18 protein-coding genes are annotated in these 17,460 nt (G+C 74.4%); 11 read left to right on the top strand and 7 right to left on the bottom strand.

Annotation, left to right across the window (positions count from 1 at the left end):
- Nucleotides 1–52 precede the first annotated feature (52 nt).
- Nucleotides 53–664 carry a DNA-3-methyladenine glycosylase I gene (locus SXIN_RS10295; protein WP_095756899.1) on the top strand — a complete coding sequence of 204 codons (612 nt, stop codon included), beginning with the start codon at nt 53–55 and terminating at the stop codon, nt 662–664.
- 90 nt (nt 665–754) lie between these two features.
- On the opposite strand, the gene chcB is transcribed toward SXIN_RS10295, so the two are convergent.
- A complete protein-coding gene (chcB, locus tag SXIN_RS10290) occupies nt 755–1,555 on the bottom strand; it encodes a 2-cyclohexenylcarbonyl CoA isomerase (RefSeq protein ID WP_019710191.1) in 801 nt (266 codons plus the stop codon).
- Nucleotides 1,556–1,878: 323 nt separating this feature from the next.
- On the opposite strand from chcB, the gene SXIN_RS10285 reads away from it, so the two are divergent.
- Nucleotides 1,879–2,046, top strand: a complete 168-nt coding sequence (locus SXIN_RS10285) for a DUF3117 domain-containing protein (protein ID WP_003966491.1) — start codon at nt 1,879–1,881, stop codon at nt 2,044–2,046.
- A gap of 121 nt (nt 2,047–2,167) precedes the next feature.
- Here the strand turns inward: SXIN_RS10285 and SXIN_RS10280 are convergent, their stop codons facing one another.
- Nucleotides 2,168–2,836: an O-methyltransferase gene (locus SXIN_RS10280; RefSeq protein ID WP_019710190.1), complete on the bottom strand. Its 669-nt coding sequence runs from the start codon at nt 2,834–2,836 to the stop codon at nt 2,168–2,170.
- Nucleotides 2,837–2,976: 140 nt separating this feature from the next.
- On the opposite strand from SXIN_RS10280, the gene sigE reads away from it, so the two are divergent.
- From sigE to SXIN_RS10255, 5 genes are all read left to right on the top strand, one after another.
- The gene (gene sigE, locus SXIN_RS10275) at nt 2,977–3,768 is read left to right on the top strand and encodes an RNA polymerase sigma factor SigE (protein WP_095756898.1); all 792 of its coding nucleotides are present in this window, start codon (nt 2,977–2,979) and stop codon (nt 3,766–3,768) included.
- The gene (locus SXIN_RS10270) at nt 3,765–4,781 is read left to right on the top strand and encodes a zf-HC2 domain-containing protein (protein ID WP_095756897.1); all 1,017 of its coding nucleotides are present in this window, start codon (nt 3,765–3,767) and stop codon (nt 4,779–4,781) included. The genes sigE and SXIN_RS10270 overlap by 4 nt, the downstream gene beginning before the upstream one ends.
- Before the next feature lie 113 nt (nt 4,782–4,894).
- Entirely contained in the window at nt 4,895–6,925 is a 2,031-nt protein-coding gene (locus tag SXIN_RS10265; RefSeq protein ID WP_095756896.1) for a S1C family serine protease, read from the top strand.
- 214 nt (nt 6,926–7,139) lie between these two features.
- The gene (locus SXIN_RS10260) at nt 7,140–7,625 is read left to right on the top strand and encodes a sec-independent translocase (RefSeq protein ID WP_019710187.1); all 486 of its coding nucleotides are present in this window, start codon (nt 7,140–7,142) and stop codon (nt 7,623–7,625) included.
- A gap of 117 nt (nt 7,626–7,742) precedes the next feature.
- Nucleotides 7,743–8,429, top strand: a complete 687-nt coding sequence (locus SXIN_RS10255) for a hypothetical protein (RefSeq protein ID WP_019710186.1) — start codon at nt 7,743–7,745, stop codon at nt 8,427–8,429.
- 118 nt (nt 8,430–8,547) lie between these two features.
- Here the strand turns inward: SXIN_RS10255 and SXIN_RS10250 are convergent, their stop codons facing one another.
- The 3 genes from SXIN_RS10250 to SXIN_RS10240 all read right to left on the bottom strand — a co-directional run bounded on the left by SXIN_RS10250 (nt 8,548) and on the right by SXIN_RS10240 (nt 11,668).
- Entirely contained in the window at nt 8,548–9,708 is a 1,161-nt protein-coding gene (locus SXIN_RS10250; protein ID WP_050364023.1) for an Mrp/NBP35 family ATP-binding protein, read from the bottom strand.
- Nucleotides 9,709–9,881: 173 nt separating this feature from the next.
- Nucleotides 9,882–10,385 (bottom strand): DUF1003 domain-containing protein, encoded by a 504-nt coding sequence (locus SXIN_RS10245; RefSeq protein ID WP_019710184.1) that lies wholly within the window; start codon nt 10,383–10,385, stop codon nt 9,882–9,884.
- Nucleotides 10,382–11,668: a magnesium transporter MgtE N-terminal domain-containing protein gene (locus SXIN_RS10240; RefSeq protein ID WP_019710183.1), complete on the bottom strand. Its 1,287-nt coding sequence runs from the start codon at nt 11,666–11,668 to the stop codon at nt 10,382–10,384. The genes SXIN_RS10245 and SXIN_RS10240 overlap by 4 nt, the downstream gene beginning before the upstream one ends.
- Nucleotides 11,669–11,837: 169 nt before the next feature.
- Between SXIN_RS10240 and SXIN_RS10235 the strand changes: the two genes are divergently transcribed.
- Complete coding sequence (locus SXIN_RS10235; RefSeq protein ID WP_019710182.1) at nt 11,838–12,605, top strand: hypothetical protein; 768 nt, start codon at nt 11,838–11,840, stop codon at nt 12,603–12,605.
- A 101-nt stretch (nt 12,606–12,706) separates the two neighbouring features.
- On the opposite strand, the gene SXIN_RS10230 is transcribed toward SXIN_RS10235, so the two are convergent.
- A complete protein-coding gene (locus tag SXIN_RS10230; RefSeq protein ID WP_095756895.1) occupies nt 12,707–13,258 on the bottom strand; it encodes a hypothetical protein in 552 nt (183 codons plus the stop codon).
- Nucleotides 13,259–13,289: 31 nt separating this feature from the next.
- Nucleotides 13,290–14,426, bottom strand: coding sequence for a magnesium and cobalt transport protein CorA (locus SXIN_RS10225; protein ID WP_019710180.1), 1,137 nt, complete (start codon nt 14,424–14,426; stop codon nt 13,290–13,292).
- Between the two features lie 548 nt (nt 14,427–14,974).
- Between SXIN_RS10225 and SXIN_RS10220 the strand changes: the two genes are divergently transcribed.
- The 3 genes from SXIN_RS10220 (at nt 14,975) to SXIN_RS10210 (ending at nt 17,382) form a co-directional block, all read left to right on the top strand.
- Nucleotides 14,975–15,562 carry a suppressor of fused domain protein gene (locus SXIN_RS10220; RefSeq protein WP_019710179.1) on the top strand — a complete coding sequence of 196 codons (588 nt, stop codon included), beginning with the start codon at nt 14,975–14,977 and terminating at the stop codon, nt 15,560–15,562.
- 133 nt (nt 15,563–15,695) lie between these two features.
- The gene (locus SXIN_RS10215) at nt 15,696–16,334 is read left to right on the top strand and encodes a DUF6758 family protein (RefSeq protein ID WP_019710178.1); all 639 of its coding nucleotides are present in this window, start codon (nt 15,696–15,698) and stop codon (nt 16,332–16,334) included.
- A gap of 187 nt (nt 16,335–16,521) precedes the next feature.
- A complete protein-coding gene (locus SXIN_RS10210; RefSeq protein ID WP_019710177.1) occupies nt 16,522–17,382 on the top strand; it encodes a PHP domain-containing protein in 861 nt (286 codons plus the stop codon).
- The last annotated feature ends 78 nt before the right edge of the window (nt 17,383–17,460 follow it).

Below are 17,460 nucleotides of genomic sequence, written 5' to 3'. Positions count from 1 at the left end.
CGGACACCGCGGCCCCCGGCACCCGCCCGGCGGGCGGCGGCGGGCGGACCGCGTGACCGGCCCGGCCGCCGAACCCGTACCGGCGGGCGCGCCGCTCCCCGGCCCGGACGGCCTGCTCCGCTGCCCCTGGGGCCTCTCCGCCGAGGAGTACGTGGCGTACCACGACACCGAGTGGGGCCGCCCGGTCCACGGCGACGACGCCCTCTTCGAACGGCTGTGCCTTGAGGCGTTCCAGTCCGGGCTGTCCTGGCTGACGATCCTCCGCCGCCGCGAGGGCTTCCGGGCGGCCTTCAAGAACTTCTCGATCCCCGGCGTGGCCGCGTTCACCGGAGAGGACGTGGAGCGGCTGCTCGGCGACACCCGGATCATCCGCAACCGCGCCAAGATCGAGGCGACGGTGGCCAACGCCCGGGTCGCCGAGCGGTGGGAAGAGGGCGAGCTGGACGCGCTGGTCTGGTCGTACGCGCCCGCCGCCCGCCCGGCCCCGCGCACGCTCGCGGACGTCCCCGCCGCCACGGCCGAGTCGGCGGCGCTGGCGAAGGAGCTCAAGAAGCGCGGCTTCCGCTTCGTCGGGCCCACCACCGCCTACGCCCTGATGCAGGCCTGCGGGCTCGTCAACGACCATCTCGCCGAGTGCTGCGCGCGGGCGGGCGGCCGGGCCTGACGGCGTGGCCCGGCCCCGCCCGGCCGGCCTCCGCGCGGCCCGGGCCCGGCTCCGGCGTACCGGCTCCGGGGCGCCCGCCTCCGGTGTGGGTCACCGGCCCGTGAAGCGCGGCTTCTCCTTCCGCACGAAGGCCTCGACCGCGATCGCGTGGTCCTCGGAGGCCCCGGCCCGGGTCTGGAGCTCGTCCTCCTTGGCCAGCGTCTCGACGAGGGTGTGCGTGGTCCCGTAGGCCATCGACTCCTTGAGCGCCGCGTAGGCGAGGGTCGGCCCGCCGGCCAGTTTCCGGGCGACGGCCTCCGCCTCGGCGGTGAGCTCGTCGGCCGGGACCACCCGGTTGACCATGCCCAGGTCCAGCGCCTCGTGGGCGTCCACGGTGCGCGGGAAGAGCAGCAGATCGGCGGCCCGGCCGTGGCCGATCAGCCGGGGGAGGGTCCAGGAGACCCCCGAGTCGGCGGTGAGGGCCACCCCGGCGAAGGATGTGGTGAAGGCGGCGGTGGCGGCGGCGATCCGGTAGTCGGCGGCGAACGCGAAGCCCGCGCCCGCCCCGGCGGCGACGCCGTTGACCGCGGCGACCACGGGCTTGGGCATCCCGGCGATGGCCTCGGTGATCGGGTTGTAGTGCCTGCGCACGGTGTCCATCGAGTTGCCCACGCCGGACTCCCGCGCCTCGGCCAGCGTGCCGATGTGCTCCTTGAGGTCCTGGCCGACGCAGAAGGCCCGGCCCCGGCCCGTGAGCAGCACGGCCCGTACGGCGGAGTCCGCCGCGGCCTGCTGGAGGGCCTCCCGCAGGGCCTCCTTGATCTCGGTGTTCAGGGAGTTCATGGCGTCGGGACGATTCAGGGTGATCGTCGCGAGTCCGTCGGTCACCTCGTGGAGCACGGTGTCGGCCATCGCCGGCTACCTCCGTCAGGGCTGGTGGGAATGGTGGTGGGCGGTCGGATCACAGCATGACGGAGACGGGCGGCGGCGGACATGTGACCTGCGTCAAGGCGGTGGACCGGCCGGGGAGGCCGGGCGGCGGCGGAGTATGGCAGCCGCATGGGCCAATTGTCAGTATTTGCGGAAGCCCGTTGTGCAAGCGATGCAGACCGATGTTGGTCATCGGGTCCCGCGATGCGGGATAATGGCCTGGAAGCAATCTGTTCGATGCCGGTGACGCTGCCTAGCAGGGGCCGTCGGCTGACTGTGAGCTGGTTTCAGGAAGGGGAACGAGCATGGCGGCCATGAAGCCGCGGACGGGCGACGGCCCGCTCGAGGTGACCAAGGAGGGGCGGGGCATCGTCATGCGCGTTCCGCTCGAAGGCGGCGGTCGGCTCGTCGTCGAACTCACACCCGACGAGGCCGATGCGCTGGGCGACGCTCTGAAGAAGGTCGTCGGCTGAGGCCGGGTCACCACACTCGTCCCGCCGCCCCGGCGGGAGCCGCGTACTCCGGTACCGGCTCCTGTCCGGGGCGGTGGCGTGTCCGGGGCGGGGGCCGGGCGGGGCGGAAAGCGCGCCGGGCCTACGGGCCGCGCTTGACCGCGCAGAGCAGGCCGTCGCCGACCGGGAGCAGCGAGGAGAGCAGCACCGTGCTCTCCCGCACGGTGCGCAGCAGTTCGCGCAGCCGCTGCACCTCCAGCGGCTGGGCCGAGGCGTCCATGGTGCGGCCGTGGGCGAAGACGCCCTCGAAGACCACCAGACCGCCGGGGCGGAGCAGGCGCAACGATTCATCGAGGTAGTCGAGGCACTCGGCGCGGTCGCCGTCGCAGAAGACGAGGTCGTAACCGCCGTCGGCCAGCCGGGGCAGCACGTCCAGCGCGTGGCCGGGGATGAAGCGGGCGCGGTTGGCGGCGAAGCCGGCCGCGCGGAAGGCCTGGCGCGCGAACTGCTGGCACTCGGGGTCGGTGTCCACAGTCGTGAGCACGCCGTCCGGCCGCATGCCGTGCAGAAGATGGATCCCGGAGACGCCGGTGCCGGTGCCGATCTCCGCCACGGCCTTGGCGTCCACCGTGGCGGCGAGCAGGCGCAGGGCGGCACCGGTGCCGGCCGACACCGAGCGGAGCCCCGCCTCGCGGGCCCGGTCCCGGGCCCAGAGCAGGGTCTCGTCCTCGGCGACGAACGCATCGGCGAACGCCCAGCTCGTCTGCCGGTTGCCGGTAATGGCCCTCTCCTGTCCCCGTAGTCGACGCAACGGTGACTGTATCCGCTGCCCTCGGGAACCCGCTGATGGGACCGGACGTTAGCCCAGCGGGGAGAAGGAAAGGGGTCGGGAGAGCGGTGACCGAAAAGCGGGTCAAGGAAGCTTATCCGGAGCTAACGGGCGAGCTGGCTATGGTAGGTGCTCCACTGGACACCACCAGAGCCACCAGGGGAGGTGCGGCTGCAGCCGGTGACCGGGGGGTGCTCCGCCGCCTCCGCAGGTACTCCGGTGAGCCGAAATCCGTGACCGACACCGCTGACCGTCCGCGTCCCGCCGACTCCACCGCCACCGCGACCTTCTCCACGACGGCGTCGTTCGGTGAGGGGGAGTCCCCCGCGTGGACCCCTCCCAGCTGGGAGGAGATCGTCAGCACCCACAGCGCGCGGGTCTACCGCCTGGCCTACCGCCTGACGGGAAACCAGCACGACGCCGAGGACCTCACCCAGGAGGTCTTCGTCCGCGTCTTCCGCTCGCTGTCCACCTACACCCCCGGCACCTTCGAGGGCTGGCTGCACCGGATCACGACCAATCTCTTCCTGGACATGGTCCGCCGCCGGCAGCGCATCCGCTTCGACGCCCTCGGGGACGACGCCGCCGAGCGGCTCCCCAGCCGCGAGCCCTCCCCGCAGCAGCACTTCCACGACGCCCACTTCGACGCCGACGTGCAGCAGGCGCTGGACACCCTGGCCCCCGAGTTCCGCGCCGCCGTCGTGCTGTGCGACATCGAGGGGCTGTCCTACGAGGAGATCGCCGCCACCCTCGGCGTGAAGCTCGGCACCGTGCGCAGCCGCATCCACCGCGGCCGCTCCCACCTGCGCAAGGCGCTCCGGCACCGGTCGCCCGCGGCCCGTGCCGAGCAGCGCGCCTTCGCCACCGCGCTCCCGGGACAGGGAGGACTCGGAGGAGAGGTCGGGACGGCGTGACCGGATCGGGCGGTGCGAGCCCCGCCGAGCAGCATCTGGGCGACCGTCTCGCCGCGCTGGTGGACGGGGAGCTCGGTCACGACATGCGCGAGCGGGTGCTCGCCCATCTCGCCACCTGCTGCAAGTGCCGGGCCGAGGCCGACGCCCAGCGGCGGCTGAAGAACGTCTTCGCCGAGGCGGCCCCCCCGCCGCCGTCGGCGGGGCTGCTCGCGCGCCTGCAGAGCCTGCCCGCGGGAGACGGATCACCGGAGAGCCCGGACGGCCCGTTCGGCGGCCCGGTGTCCTCCCCCGCCGAGCGCGGCCCACGGCCCGGCCGGTCCGCACCGGGCGACTGGTTCACCGGCGGCGGGGCCGAGGCCGCCGTGGCCGTGTCCGGCGGGGCCCGGCGGAGCGGCTTCCGCGTCCACGAGTTCGCCCGCCGCCCCGAGCCCTCCGCCTCCGCCCTGGCGCCGGGTGTGCGCCAGGGTCATCAGCAGCGCAGCCGCCGTTTCGCCTTCGCCGCCGCGGGAGCGGTGTCGCTGGCCGCCTTCGCGCTCGGCGGTGCCCTTCCGCTGGAAGCGGCGGTGGACGGTCCGCGAGGCCGGGCCGACACCGCGGGCGCGGCGGACCGGCCCGGCACCGCGGGGGCCGGCGACGTGGTCGCCGCCTCGGTCGCCGCGGGGAACGGTTCCGGCCGCTCCGGCGGCGCCACCAGCGTGGACCTCCCGCAGTCCGCCGCACCGGCCGGCCCGGTGACGCCCACGCCGACCACCCACCCGGAACAGGCGCTGAGCCGGCCCGCTCCGCTGCTCCCCGCCGACGCCGCGCTCTCGCCGCTCATACGCCACCTCATGAACGCCCGGCTGAGCGACGGGCTCCCGGGCTCCCCGCTCGGCGGTCCGGCGCTCTCCCCCTCCCCGACGACGCTCACCGGGCCCTCCGCGCCGACGCGGACCCCCGAACCGGGGAACCGGGTGGCGCCGCTCGCGGGCGGCGCCACGGCCACCGCCTTCCTGCCGCCCGCCGCCCGCTGAGCCGTCCGTTCCGGACCGGCCGGAACCGGACCCTGCGGAGCGGCGCGCGAACCTGGTTGAATCGCACGGTGGACCGCGGGCGGCTCGCGCCGCGGACGGACTGTGGGGAGAACATGAACCAGGGCAAGGCCACCGGCCCGAAGCCGCAGTGGTGGAGCCGCCCGCGGGGCGGCACCGCCCCCGATCCGGCACCGGACCCCGAGCGGCCCCCCGTCACCGAGCCGCCCCCCGCCGCCCCGCCCGCCGCGAGCGGCCCGGGCACCCCGGCCGATCCCGTCCCCCCTTCCGGCCCTCCGGCTCCCGGGGTGCCCCCGGAGCGACTCCCCGCGCCGCCCTCCGTGCCACCGCCCGCGCCGGTCCCGTCCGCCCCGGACGCGGAACGGCCCGCCGGGGAGCCGGGGCACCCGTCCGATCCCTACAGCACCCCGCCTTACGGCACCCCCGGCCCCTGGGCCCCCGCGCCGCCGGTCCAGCGTCCGGCGGTGACCCCGGCCCGGGGCACGGCCCTGCCGGCGGAGAAGGCGGTCCCTCCGCCGCCGGGCGGGACGGGCGCGGAGGACGCGGCCGCCGGCCGGCTCCCCGCGGCCGTACCGCCGGCCGGGGCGGATGGCACCGTGCCGCCGCCCGCCGCGGAACCCGCCGTGCCGCCGCAGGGCCCGCCCGTACCGGCCGCCGGTGCCCCGGCCGGGGAGGGCTCCGCACCCGCCGCCGCACCCGCCGCCGCACCCGCCGCCGCGACCGAGCCCGCGGCCTCTCCCGCCGCCCCCGCACCGGCTGGTGACGCGGCATCGGAGGGCGCGGCGCCGTCGTCCCCGGCAACCGGCGGTGCCTCGCCGGGGCCGGCGCCCGCGCCCGTTCCCGCCGGACCGGCTGCCGGGCCCCCGGCCGCACCGGTCCCGCCGGCCGCGCCGTCGGCGGGGGGAACCGGCGGGCACTGGGAGCGGTACGACCCCTGGCGCGCTCCCGGCTCCCCGGTCACCGGGACTGCCTTCCCCTCCCCGGACGGGCCGGAGCCCGCCGCGCGCCTTCGCCGGAGCCCCTCCCGGGGCGCCCTGCTGGCCGGCGCGCTGCTGCTCACGCTGGTGGCCGGAGGCATCGGCGGCGGCGTCGGCGCGTACATCGAACGCAACGGCGGCGTGGTCGACGTCGCGCTGCCGCAGGCGCCCGCCGAGGACCGCCCCCGCGACCCCCGCAGCATCGCGGGCATCGCCGAGGCCGCGCTGCCCGGTGTGGTGACCTTCCACGTCAAGGGCGGCGGCAAGGAGGGGACGGGCACCGGCTTCGTCCTCGACCGGCGGGGCCACATCCTGACCAACAACCATGTCGTGGAGGCGGCGGCGTCGGGCGGCGACATCTCCGTGACGTTCAGCGGCGGCACGACGGCCGAGGCGGAGATCGTCGGCCGCGACAGCGGCTACGACCTCGCGGTGGTCAGGGTCTCCGGCGTCCGGGGGCTGCGTCCGCTGCGGCTCGGCAACTCCGACTCGGTCCGCGTCGGCGACCCGGTCGTCGCGATCGGCGCCCCGTACGACCTCGCGGGGACCGTCACCTCCGGCATCATCAGCGCCAAGGAGCGCCCGATCACGGCGGGGGGCGGGGACGACGGGGGCAGCGACGTCAGCTATGTGGACGCCATCCAGACGGACGCGCCCATCAACCCCGGGAACTCCGGCGGCCCGCTGATGGACGGGGAGGGCCGGGTCATCGGCATCAACAGCGCGATCCGGGCCGCCGACGACGAGACGGGTCTCGGCGCCAGCCAGGGCGGCAGCATCGGCCTCGGCTTCGCCATCCCGGTCAACCAGGGCAAGCGGGTCGCCGAGGAGCTGATCAACACCGGCCGGGCCACCCACCCCGTGATAGGGGTCACCCTCGACATGCGCTTCACGGGCGACGGCGCCCGGGTCGGCGTGGACGACGGCGACCGTCCCGCGGTCACCCCCGACGGCCCGGGCGACAGGGCGGGCATCCGGGCCGGTGACGTCATCACCGCGGTGAACGGCGCCCGGGTGCACAACGGCGAGGAGCTGATCGTGAAGATCCGCGCGCACCGTCCCGGCGACCGGCTGGAGCTCACCCTGGAGCGGGACGGCCGGGAGCGCACGCTGCGGCTGACCCTCGGGTCGGCGAGCGACGACCGATGACGGCCGGGCCGCGGCCGCTCCGCACGGCGCGGCCGCGCCTGCCGGAAACCGCCCCCCGGGGGACGCCGGGGCTTCACCGTGCCGTTCCCCGGGCAGTACCGTCCACCCCGCACCGCCGGGTACCGTGGACGGGCCCCGACCTCGTTCCCCCACCGTCCACGGCGGCGGAGACCCACCCGACAAGCGGGCCGTGGACGTCCCAAGGAGCTGCACGGTGTTCAACGACATAGGCGCACTGGAGCTCGTGGCGCTCGTGATCCTCGCGGTGCTCGTCTTCGGCCCGGAGAAGCTGCCCAAGGTGATCCAGGACACCTCGCGCTTCATTCGGAAGATCCGGGACTTCTCGGAGAGCGCCAAGGCGGATATCCGCTCGGAACTGGGCCCCGAGTTCAAGGACTTCGAATTCGACGACCTGAACCCGAAGAACTTCGTCCGCAAGCAGCTCCTGGAGAACGACGAGCTCGGGATCAAGGAGATCCGCAGCAGCCTCGACCTCCGCAAGGAGATGAACGAGGTGGCGGACGCCGTCAACGGCCGGGACGGTGACGCGTCCGGCGGCGACTCCGCGAGTGGTTCCCGTCTCTCCCTGGAGAAGTCCCCGGGTGGTACGGGGAGCGCGGGCGGCGGCCCCGACCTGCTGCGGAAGCGGGACGGGCTGGAGCCGGGCGAGCGTCCGCCCTTCGATGTGGATGCCACCTGAACCAGCCATATGTCCGAACGAAACGACTGGTGTGGTTATCCTCCCTGTGTCCGGGGTCAGCCCGCCCGCTCGGCGGTTCGCCCTTCGGCAACGGGGCAATGAGGAAGGACCACGCAGATGGAGACGACGAGCCGGGCAGGGGCGCAGGGAGCGCTGGAGGAGGCCGGGGGCTCCGGGGCGGTGGCCCGGGACAGGGCCCGGAGGGTCCTGGAATCCCGCCCGGCGGACGGGTATCTGCGGGCCGACTTCCCGTGGTACGGCCTGGACGAGGCGTTCACCGGCCCCCGCTGGCTGACCGGCGTGGGGACCGCCGCCGACGGTACGGTCGAGCACGGCTCCACCGGGCACGGTGAGGTCCCCTCGTACCGGGCGGAGACCGAGGAACGGGACCAGCGCTTCGTGATCGTCGTCACGGTGGCCGACCGGCCCGTGCGCAGCAGCGCCGACGGCACCGGCACCCTGGAGGCCACCTCGGTCTCCTCGGCCGCCTGGCTCGCCGGCTCGGGGCTGCTGTCCCGCACCTGGCCCAACCAGATGGAGCGCTCGCTCCGCGAGGACTGGCTGGAGCAGCAGACGGCGATCGCCTGGGAGCTCGCCGACGACCTGGACGGCCCGGCCTGGTCGGTGCTGTCGCTGCCGGTCGACGGGGTGCCGACGCCCTTCCGCCACCGCGAGTCCGAGTACGGCTGGGTGCTGGCGGGCGAGGCGCCGGGCGGCGTGCTGCTCGGCGCGTACGGACGCGGCATGAGCCCCTACGGACTGGGCTTCTCGGTGATCAAGGACATCGCCGGATACGCCGGCTGAACGGCTGAACGGCTGAACGGAGAACGGCCGCGGGCCCCGTTCCGCCGCCCCCGTACCAGGGGCGGCGGAACGGGGCCCGCGGCGCGGAAGCTCCCGGACGGCCGGGAGTCCGCGGGGCTCAGAACTTGTTGCGCGGGGTGATGCCCAGCGCCATCCCCGACAGCCCGCGCTTGCGGCCGCCGAGCTTGCCCGCGATCGAGCGCAGCGCGCTGCCGGCCGGGGACTCGGGGTCGGTGAGCACGATCGGACGGCCGTCGTCGCCGCCCTCGCGCAGCCGGACGTCGATCGGGATGGTGCCGAGCACTGGCACGTTCGCACCGGTGGTCCGGGTCAGCCCCTCGGCGACCCGCTCACCGCCGCCGCTGCCGAAGACGTCCACCAGCTCGTCGCAGTGCGGGCAGGGCATCCCGGACATGTTCTCGACCACACCGACGATCTTCTGATGGGTCTGCACGGCGATGGAGCCGGCCCGCTCGGCGACCTCGGCCGCCGCCTGCTGGGGCGTGGTGACCACCAGGATCTCCGCGCCGGGGACGAGCTGCGCCACGGAGATGGCGATGTCGCCCGTGCCCGGCGGCAGGTCGAGCAGCAGCACGTCGAGGTCGCCCCAGAAGACGTCCGCGAGGAACTGCTGGAGCGCCCGGTGCAGCATCGGTCCGCGCCACACCACGGGGGCGTTGCCGGGGGTGAACATGCCGATGGAGATGACCTTCACGCCATGCGCCGAGGGCGGCATGATCATGTCCTCGACCTGGGTCGGACGGGCCTCCGTACCCAGCATGCGGGGCACCGAGTGGCCGTAGATGTCGGCGTCGACGACCCCGACCTTCAGTCCGTCGGCGGCCATCGCCGCGGCGAGGTTGACCGTCACCGAGGACTTGCCGACACCGCCCTTGCCGGAGGCCACCGCGTAGACGCGGGTGAGCGAGCCGGGCTTGGCGAAGGGCACCTCGCGCTCGGCCTTGCCGTCGCGGAGCGCGGCGGCCAGCTCCTTGCGCTGCTCGTCGCTCATCACGTCCAGCTCGACGCTCACCGAGGTGACGCCCTCGACGGCGGAGACCGCCTCGGTCACCTCGCGGGTGATCGTGTCGCGCAGCGGGCAGCCGGACACCGTCAGATACACGCCGACCGCGACGGAGCCGCCGGCGGCGATGTCCACCGACTTGACCATCCCGAGCTCGGTGATGGGGCGGTGGATCTCCGGGTCGTTGACCGTCGCGAGGGCGGCGCGCACCGCCTCCTCGGAGGGCGTGGAGACGGGGGGAGTGTCGGTAGCCATACCGTCGATGGTACGGCGCCCGCGCGGCTGTGCGGACGGCCGGTCCGGGAGGTGCGTCACAGTTCCCGGAGCCGGGGCGCGGACGGGCGCGGACGGGAGCGGGACGGGCCGGGCGGCGGGCCGCGCGGCGGTCCGGGCCCGGACGGGAGCGGGGCGGTGCCCCGGCCCCGCCGTCAGCGCTCCGCGGAGCGCTCGCCGGCCGCCGTACGGCCCTCCAGCTCCTTGAGCAGGTCCTGGAACTCGGAGCGGATCCAGTCCCGGGTGGCGACCTCGCCCAGGCCCATCCGCAGGGCGGCGATCTCCCGGGTCAGATACTCGGTGTCCGCGATGCTGCGCTCGTTCTGCTTGCGGTCCTGTTCGAGGTTGACCCGGTCCCGGTCGTCCTGCCGGTTCTGCGCGAGCAGGATCAGCGGCGCGGCGTAGGACGCCTGCAGGGAGAGCATCAGCGTCAGGAAGATGAACGGGTACTCGTCGAAGCGCAGCGCGGCCGGGCCGAAGGTGTTCCACAGCAGCCACAGCACGATGACGACCGTCATCCAGACGATGAACCGCCCGGTGCCGAGGAACCGCGCGATCTTCTCGGAGACGCGGCCGAAGGCCTCCGGGTCGTACTCGGGCATCAGGCTGCGGCGGGGGGCCCGCGGCTGGTCGAGGCGGGTGCGTTCGGTCGTGCTCATCGGCTGCCTCCGGACAGGTTCTCGATGCCGGCCGGCCCGTGGAACTCCGTCTCCCGCCAGTCCTCCGGGAGCAGGTGGTCGAGGACGTCGTCGACGGTCACCGCGCCCAGCAGCGAACCGCCCTCGTCGACGACGGCGGCCGCGACCAGGTTGTAGGTGGCGAGATAGCTGGTGATCTCGGTCAGCGGGGTCTCGGGGCGCAGCGGCTGCAGGTCCTTGTCGACGATGGAGCCGACGAGGGTGAACGGCGGGTCGCGCAGCAGGCGCTGGAAGTGCACGGTGCCGAGGAACTTGCCGGTGGGGGTCTCGTCCGGCGGCCGGGTGACGTACACCTGGGCGGCCAGCGCGGGGGAGAGGTCGCTGTTGCGGACCCGGGCCAGCGCGTGGGCGACGGTCGCGTCCGGGCGCAGCACGATCGGGTCGGTGGTCATCAGACCGCCGGCCGTGCGCTCCTCGTACGACATCAGCCGCAGGACGCCGGCGGCCTCCTGCGGCTGCATCAGGGCGAGGAGCCGGTCCTTGTGGCGCTCGGGCAGCTCGGAGAGCAGGTCGGCGGCGTCGTCCGGGTCCATCGCCTCCAGGACGTCCGCGGCGCGCTCCTCCTTGAGCTTGCCCATGATCTCCACCCGGTCGTCCTCCGGGAGTTCCTCGAGGATGTCGGCGAGGCGGTCGTCGTCGAGGGCCGAGGCGACCTCCACGCGGCGCTTGGCGGAGAGGTGGTGCAGCACATTGGCCAGGTCGGCCGGGCGCAGCTGTTCGAAGGTGGCGAGCAGGTTGGCGGCGCCCTGGCCGTGCTCCTCCAGGGAGAAGCCGGTGACGGCCGACCAGTCGACGGTCAGCGCCTCCCCGCGCCGCCGCAGGGCGCCGCCCTTGCCGCGCCGGACGAACACCTTGTCGATCTCCCAGTCGCGGCGGGCCGGGAGCTGGATGATCCCCACGTCGAGCACCGTCACCTCCTCACCGCTCTCCACCAGGCGCACGCGCCGGTCGAGCAGTTCGCCGAGCACCAGGGTCTCGGTCGCCCGCTGCTCGAAGCGGCGCATGTTCACCACACCGGTGGTGATCACCTGCCCCGACTCGACGCCGGTCACCCGGGTCATGGGCACGAAGATGCGCCGCCGGCTGACCACCTCGACGACCAGACCGACCAGCCTCGGCGGTCTGTTCCCCAGCCGCAGCATCGCCACGAGGTCCCGGACCCGCCCCACCTGGTCGCCATTGGGATCGAACACCGGGACACCCGCGAGGTGCGAGACGAACACCCGGGGGGTGCCTGACGCCATGGCGCGGGTCTCCTTTGCCGGGAAAAACGGGCTGATGACTGGGTTCAGGCTAACGTGCCCCGGTCCCGCCCGCCGTGGTGCCGGCGGCGGCCCGCGGGCCCGCCGGGGGGCCTGGACAGCACCGGTACGCTGCCGTCCAGTTCCCCCGCACTCAGGAGGCACAACCGACGTGACCGCACATCTCCGGACCACGGCCGCCGCCCCCCGCACACGCTACGCGGCGTCTGTGGCCGCGGTGTTGCTGGGATTCACCGCGGCCCTCACGGGATGCTCCGCGGAGGAGGAGGATCCGGACGCGGGAACGAACGGGGTCGGCAAGCTCTCCGCCAAGAAGATCGAGGGCCGGGCCATCAAGGCGGCGGACGCGGCCGACGCCGTCCGGCTGTCCGGCAACGTCGTGAGCAAGGGCCGGACGTACGAGCTCGACATGCGGCTCAGGGAGGACGGCGGCAGCGGCCGGGTCACCACCGGCTCCAGCACCTTCGAACTGCTGCGCGTGAAGAAGGACCTCTACCTCAAGGCCGACGCGGCGTTCTGGAAGAGCCAGCAGGAGAAGCCGAGCAAGGCCGACGCCGAGGCGGCCGGGAAACTCGACGACAAGTACGTCAAGGTGCCCCCGGCCGACCCCGCGTACCAGCAGTTCACCGGGTTCACCGACATGAGCGTGCTGCTCGACGGGCTGCTCGTCCTGCACGGCGACCGGTCCAAGGGGGAGCGCACGGAGATCGGCGGCGTCCGCGCGATACGGGTGGCCGCCGGTGGCGGCACCGGCGGCACCATCGACGTCTCCCTGGAGGGCACGCCGTATCCGCTGCGCTTCCAGCGGGCCGGGGACGCGGGGGTTCTCCGGCTCACCGACTGGAACAAGGACTTCGGGCTCAAGGCCCCGGAGAAGGACGACATCGTCGACTACGGGCAGGAGATCACCACGGAGTGACGGAGGCACGGCCGCCGCGCCGCCGCGCCGTACGTCCCGTACGCCCCGTTCTGCTCGGCGCGCTCCCCCGGCCCGCTTCCCTCGGCCCGTCCCGCTCCGCGTCAGCGGCGCCCGCGCCCGCGCAGCAGCAGCTTCGGCAGCGCGCCCGGCGCCGCCCGCCGGGTGGTGGCGGGCGTGGCCGGCGGGGCCGCGGCCAGCGAACCGTCCGGCAGCGGCGCCGGACCGCCGGCCGGGGTCAGCCGCAGCACCCGGCACTCGCGCGCCCACCGCTCGGTGATGGTCTCGGAGTCGGGCGCGTTGAGCCGCTTGCCCTTGAGCTCGGCCACGGCCGCGGCCCACTCCCCGGAATGGGGCGGGAGTTCGGCGACGGCGGCCTCGAAGGAGACCAGCCGCCCGCCCTTGTCCTTGCTCCGCACGGTCACCGTCACGGTGGCGCGGGCGCCGTCCGCCCGGCCGAGCCCGGTGAGCGGCTGCTCGCCGGGGCCGTCGCCGACCACGCACACGGCGCCCTCGTGCCAGACGTGCCACAGGGCGCGGTCCGGGCCCTCGGAGCCCCGCACCCAGACCAGCGCGGACTTCTTCGCGGCCTCCTCGACGATCGCGCGTTCCAGCGGCGTCGCCGGCGCCCCCGTCTGCCCCTGCGTGCTTGTCATGCCCGCCAGCCTACGCAGCCGCGGCGGGCGGTCACAGCCAGCCGTTGCGCTTGAAGAGCCGGTACATGGTGAGACAGATCCCGGCGATCGCCGCCATCACCACGGGATAGCCGTACTTCCAGTCGGTCTCCGGCATGTAGGAGAAGTTCATGCCGTAGACCCCGCAGATCATGGTGGGGACGGCGATGATGGCTGCCCAGGCCGTGATCTTGCGCATGTCCTCGTTCTGCGCGACGGTCGCCTGCGCCAGGTTGGCCTGGAGGATCGAGTTGAGCAGGTCGTCGAAGGAGACCACCTGCTCGTTGACCCGGGCGAGGTGGTCGGCGACGTCCCGGAAGTAGGTCTGGATCTCCGGGTCGACCATCCGCATCGGCCGCTCGCTGAGCAGCTGCATCGGCCGCAGCAGGGGCGAGACCGCCCGCTTGAACTCCAGGACCTCGCGCTTGAGCTGGTAGATGCGCCCGGCGTCGCCGCCGCGGGTTCCGCCGCGCGTCCCGCCGCCGGCCGGCGCCGAGCTGAAGACATCGATCTCGACCTCGTCGATGTCGTCCTGCACGGCGTCGGCGACCGCGATGTAGCCGTCGACGGTCTGGTCGGCGATGGCGTGCAGCACCACGGAGGGCCCTTTGACCAGCAGTTCCGGGTCGTCCTCCAGCCGGTGGCGGAGGCCCCGCAGGGACCCGTGGCCGCCGTGCCGGACGGTGATGACGAAGTCCCGGCCGGTGAAGCACATGACCTCGCCGGTCTCCACGACCTCGCTGGTGGCGGTGAGTTCGGCGTGCTTCACGTAGTGGATGGTCTTGAAGACGGTGAAGAGGGTGTCGTCGTAGCGCTCCAGCTTCGGCCGCTGGTGGGCGTGGACGGCGTCCTCGACGGCCAGCGGGTGCAGCTCGAACTCCCGGGCGATACCGGCGAATTCGGCCTCCGTCGGCTCGTGCAGGCCGATCCAGACGAAGCCGCCCTCGGAGCGCACCCGCTCCACGGCGGCGGCGGGGGAGAGGCGGTCGCGGCTGCGGCGGCCGTCCTGGTAGACGGCGCAGTCCACCACGGCGCTCGGGGCGTCGGGGCAGCCGGGCGGGACGGCCGCGCCCGGGTAGGGGTGTCCCTTGCGCAGGGAGGGACGGAACGACGGGCGCACCGCCGCTCGCAGGTCGCGGATCATGGACATGGCAAGCTCCTTCGCGGGCCGGCCACCGGGCGGACGGGCAGCACTGCCGGGAATGGGGGCGTACGGCGGCGTACGGCCGAACGTCCGCAAAGCCGGCGGTGCGGCGGGTCGCGCGGCGAGCGGCGGGTATCGCTGCGGACACGGAACGGGATGGAGACGGAACGCTCTTCCGCCGTGCGCTGCGGAACTCCGCGGTGACGGTCTCCGGGTGCCCTCGGGCGGTGGGGAGAAATCCTGGGACCGGACGATTACCGCGCTGCGCGGTGGGGTACGTCAGGGCTCAGATCGCGAGGAACAGCCGCGGTGCGGAAGAGCTGCCGGTACTGCACGGTCGACTCGGATCCATGTGCAGCCCCACCTCCTCCGGTCGGTCCCCCGTGGGGGAAGCGCCGATCGCGGCGCGTGCCGCGAGACTGACATCCGGCCGCGTCCGGACGGTGCTCTCGCACGCACGTCCTGGCCGACGGCCCAGACTAGCAGTCATATGTGATGCCGGGACGCCTCCGCACGGGCGCCCCGCCCTTCTCCCTCGCGTCTATGCTCGCCCCATGTCCCACGTTTCGCAGCTGGTGGAAGCCCGGCTGAGCTCCGCACTCGGCGAGCCCGAGGCCCGCGCGGCCGTCACCTTCCTGGGCGCGGACCGCATCGAGGTGCTCCGCTTCCGCGACGAGGGTCTCGTGAGATACGCCACGCTCGGGATGTCCGCCCACCCCATGACCGACCCGACGGCCGTGACCGCCGACCCGGTGCGCGGCCCGCGCGCCGAGCTCGTCCTCTCCGTCCGTCCGGGATACGCGGACACCGACCAGGTGTTCCGGCCGCTGGCCGTGCTCGCAGCCTCCCCGCAGGTGGAGGGCGTGGTGATCGCCCCCGGCGCCTCGCTCGGCCTCGGCGAACCGCTCTGGTCCGGGGCGCCCTTCGACTCCGTCCTGGTGGCCGAGCCGGGCGGTCTGGTGGAGGACCTGGAGCTGGACGAGCCCATGGACCCCGTCCGCTTCCTCCCCCTGCTGCCGATGACGGCCAACGAGGCGGCGTGGAAGCGGGTGCACGGTGCCGCGGCGCTGGAGGAGCGCTGGCTGGCCCACGGCACGGACCTGCGCGATCCGCTGCGCGCGGGCGTCGCCCTGGCGGACTGACGGTGGCCGGCGGCGGGCCGTGCCGGATACGTCCGCGGGATGTCATATGCGTCCGGCGTTTGTCGGACTTTTGCGCCCCCGGACGAGTGATCGTCCTTGACGCGACGGGTGCCGGAGAGGACCGTTGGTCCTTATGAGGGGTGAACCGAGTTGCCCGAAGTGCGGTGGGAGGGTCCGGCCTCCCGGACTCTTCGCGGACACCTGGCAGTGCGGTCTGCACGGCACGGTTCATCCCCTGCAGCCGGTCGTCCCGCCCAGCGTCGAAGCCCTCACGGTCGTGGTGAAGCGGGCCCGGGTCCCGGTGTGGATGCCCTGGCCGCTGCCGGTCGGCTGGCTGTTCACCGGCATCGCGTGCGCGGGTGACGACCGCAGCGGCGGCCGCGCCACCGCCGTCGCCTGCTCCGGCCCCGGCCCGCTGGGCGGCATGGGCGAACTGCTGCTCGTCGCCGAGGAACTGGGCGTCGGACTGGGCGCCCGCTACGCGGGGATCGACGGCCCGGACCCCGGCCCCCACCTGCGCGTGGACGACCCGCCGGACGTGAAGCTGCACGCGGCCGGCCGGCCCACCCCCCTCTGGCCCGTCCGGGAGGTCCCGCCGGACCGCGCCGTCTTCGCCGGTGAGGCGCTCGGCATGTGGCTCTGGGCCATCGTCTGGCCCGAGCAGACCGGGCTGCTGATGTACGACGAGCTGGTCCTCACCGACCTGCGGGACGCGGGTGCCGAGGTCGACCTGCTGCCCTGCGGCGCGCTCTCCCCGCGCCTGCTCACCTGATCCCGCTCCTCGTCCGGTCCCGCCCCCGGCGGGCGGCGGCCCCCGCGGAGCCCTGTCCGGTGCCGCCGTGACGTGTGGCCCGGTGGGCCCGTACGGGCAGGGCCGGACGGCCCCGGGGCAGGCGTGCGGGCCCCGGTAGAGTGGAGCGTCGTCCCTCACCGTCCCGTACCGTCCCTGGAGCCGTGCCGTGCGCATCGACCTGCACACCCACTCCACGGCCTCGGACGGTACCGACACCCCCGCCGAGCTGGTGCGGAACGCCGCCGCGGCCGGACTGGACGTGGTCGCGCTGACCGACCACGACACGGTCCGCGGCCACGCCGAAGCCGCCGCCGCGCTCCCGGAGGGGCTCACGCTGGTCACCGGCGCCGAGCTGTCCTGCCGTACGTCCGGCGGGACCGGGCTCCATCTGCTGGCCTACCTGTTCGACCCGGACGAGCCGGAACTGGAGCGGGAACGGGAGCTGGTCCGGGACGACCGGGTGCCGCGCGCCCGGGCGATGGTCGCCAAACTGCGCGATCTGGGCGTCCCGGTCACCTGGGAACAGGTGGCGCGGATCGCCGGTGACGGCTCCGTCGGGCGCCCGCACATCGCCACGGCCCTGGTCGAGCTGGGGGTCGTCGGCAGCGTGCCGGACGCCTTCACCCCCGACTGGCTCGCGGACGGCGGACGGGCGTACGCCGAGAAGCACGAACTCGACCCGTTCGCGGCCGTCCGGCTGGTCCGGGCCGCCGGAGGGGTCACCGTCCTCGCCCACCCGCTGGCGGCACGGCGCGGCGTCGCGCACATCGGCGAGGACGAGATCGCGGAACTGGCCGGGGCCGGCCTCGACGGCATCGAGGTGGACCACATGGACCACGACGCCACCGCCCGCGCCCGGCTGCGTGCCCTGGCCGGGGACCTCGGGCTGCTCACCACCGGATCGAGCGACTACCACGGAAGCCGCAAGAGCTGCCGGCTCGGCGAGTACACCACCGACCCCGAGATCTACGGCGAGATCGTGCGCCGGGCCACCGGCGCCTTCCCCGTGCCCGGCACCGGCGGCTGAGCCCCGGCCGCTCCCGGCCCGTCCTCCCGGGCCCGTTCGCCCCCGCCCTCATCCGGGCCGCGGCCGGCCGTCCGCCGT

It is taken from the genome of Streptomyces xinghaiensis S187 (genome assembly GCF_000220705.2).
Classification (GTDB): Bacteria; Actinomycetota; Actinomycetes; order Streptomycetales; family Streptomycetaceae; genus Streptomyces; species Streptomyces xinghaiensis.
The sequence above is the reverse complement of the archived record's forward strand: the minus strand, read 5'-3'. Positions and strand labels throughout refer to the sequence as shown.

What these genes read in the sequence shown, in the direction of transcription:
- chcB (WP_019710191.1), bottom strand. Translation starts at nt 1,555, where the DNA reads ATGGCCGACACCGTGCTCCACGAGGTGACCGACGGACTCGCGACGATC.
- SXIN_RS10285 (WP_003966491.1), top strand. Translation starts at nt 1,879, where the DNA reads ATGGCGGCCATGAAGCCGCGGACGGGCGACGGCCCGCTCGAGGTGACC.
- sigE (WP_095756898.1), top strand. Translation starts at nt 2,977, where the DNA reads ATGGTAGGTGCTCCACTGGACACCACCAGAGCCACCAGGGGAGGTGCG.
- SXIN_RS10265 (WP_095756896.1), top strand. Translation starts at nt 4,895, where the DNA reads ATGAACCAGGGCAAGGCCACCGGCCCGAAGCCGCAGTGGTGGAGCCGC.
- SXIN_RS10255 (WP_019710186.1), top strand. Translation starts at nt 7,743, where the DNA reads ATGGAGACGACGAGCCGGGCAGGGGCGCAGGGAGCGCTGGAGGAGGCC.
- SXIN_RS10250 (WP_050364023.1), bottom strand. Translation starts at nt 9,708, where the DNA reads ATGGCTACCGACACTCCCCCCGTCTCCACGCCCTCCGAGGAGGCGGTG.
- SXIN_RS10245 (WP_019710184.1), bottom strand. Translation starts at nt 10,385, where the DNA reads ATGAGCACGACCGAACGCACCCGCCTCGACCAGCCGCGGGCCCCCCGC.
- SXIN_RS10240 (WP_019710183.1), bottom strand. Translation starts at nt 11,668, where the DNA reads ATGGCGTCAGGCACCCCCCGGGTGTTCGTCTCGCACCTCGCGGGTGTC.
- SXIN_RS10230 (WP_095756895.1), bottom strand. Translation starts at nt 13,258, where the DNA reads ATGACAAGCACGCAGGGGCAGACGGGGGCGCCGGCGACGCCGCTGGAA.
- SXIN_RS10225 (WP_019710180.1), bottom strand. Translation starts at nt 14,426, where the DNA reads ATGTCCATGATCCGCGACCTGCGAGCGGCGGTGCGCCCGTCGTTCCGT.
- SXIN_RS10220 (WP_019710179.1), top strand. Translation starts at nt 14,975, where the DNA reads ATGTCCCACGTTTCGCAGCTGGTGGAAGCCCGGCTGAGCTCCGCACTC.
- SXIN_RS10215 (WP_019710178.1), top strand. Translation starts at nt 15,696, where the DNA reads ATGAGGGGTGAACCGAGTTGCCCGAAGTGCGGTGGGAGGGTCCGGCCT.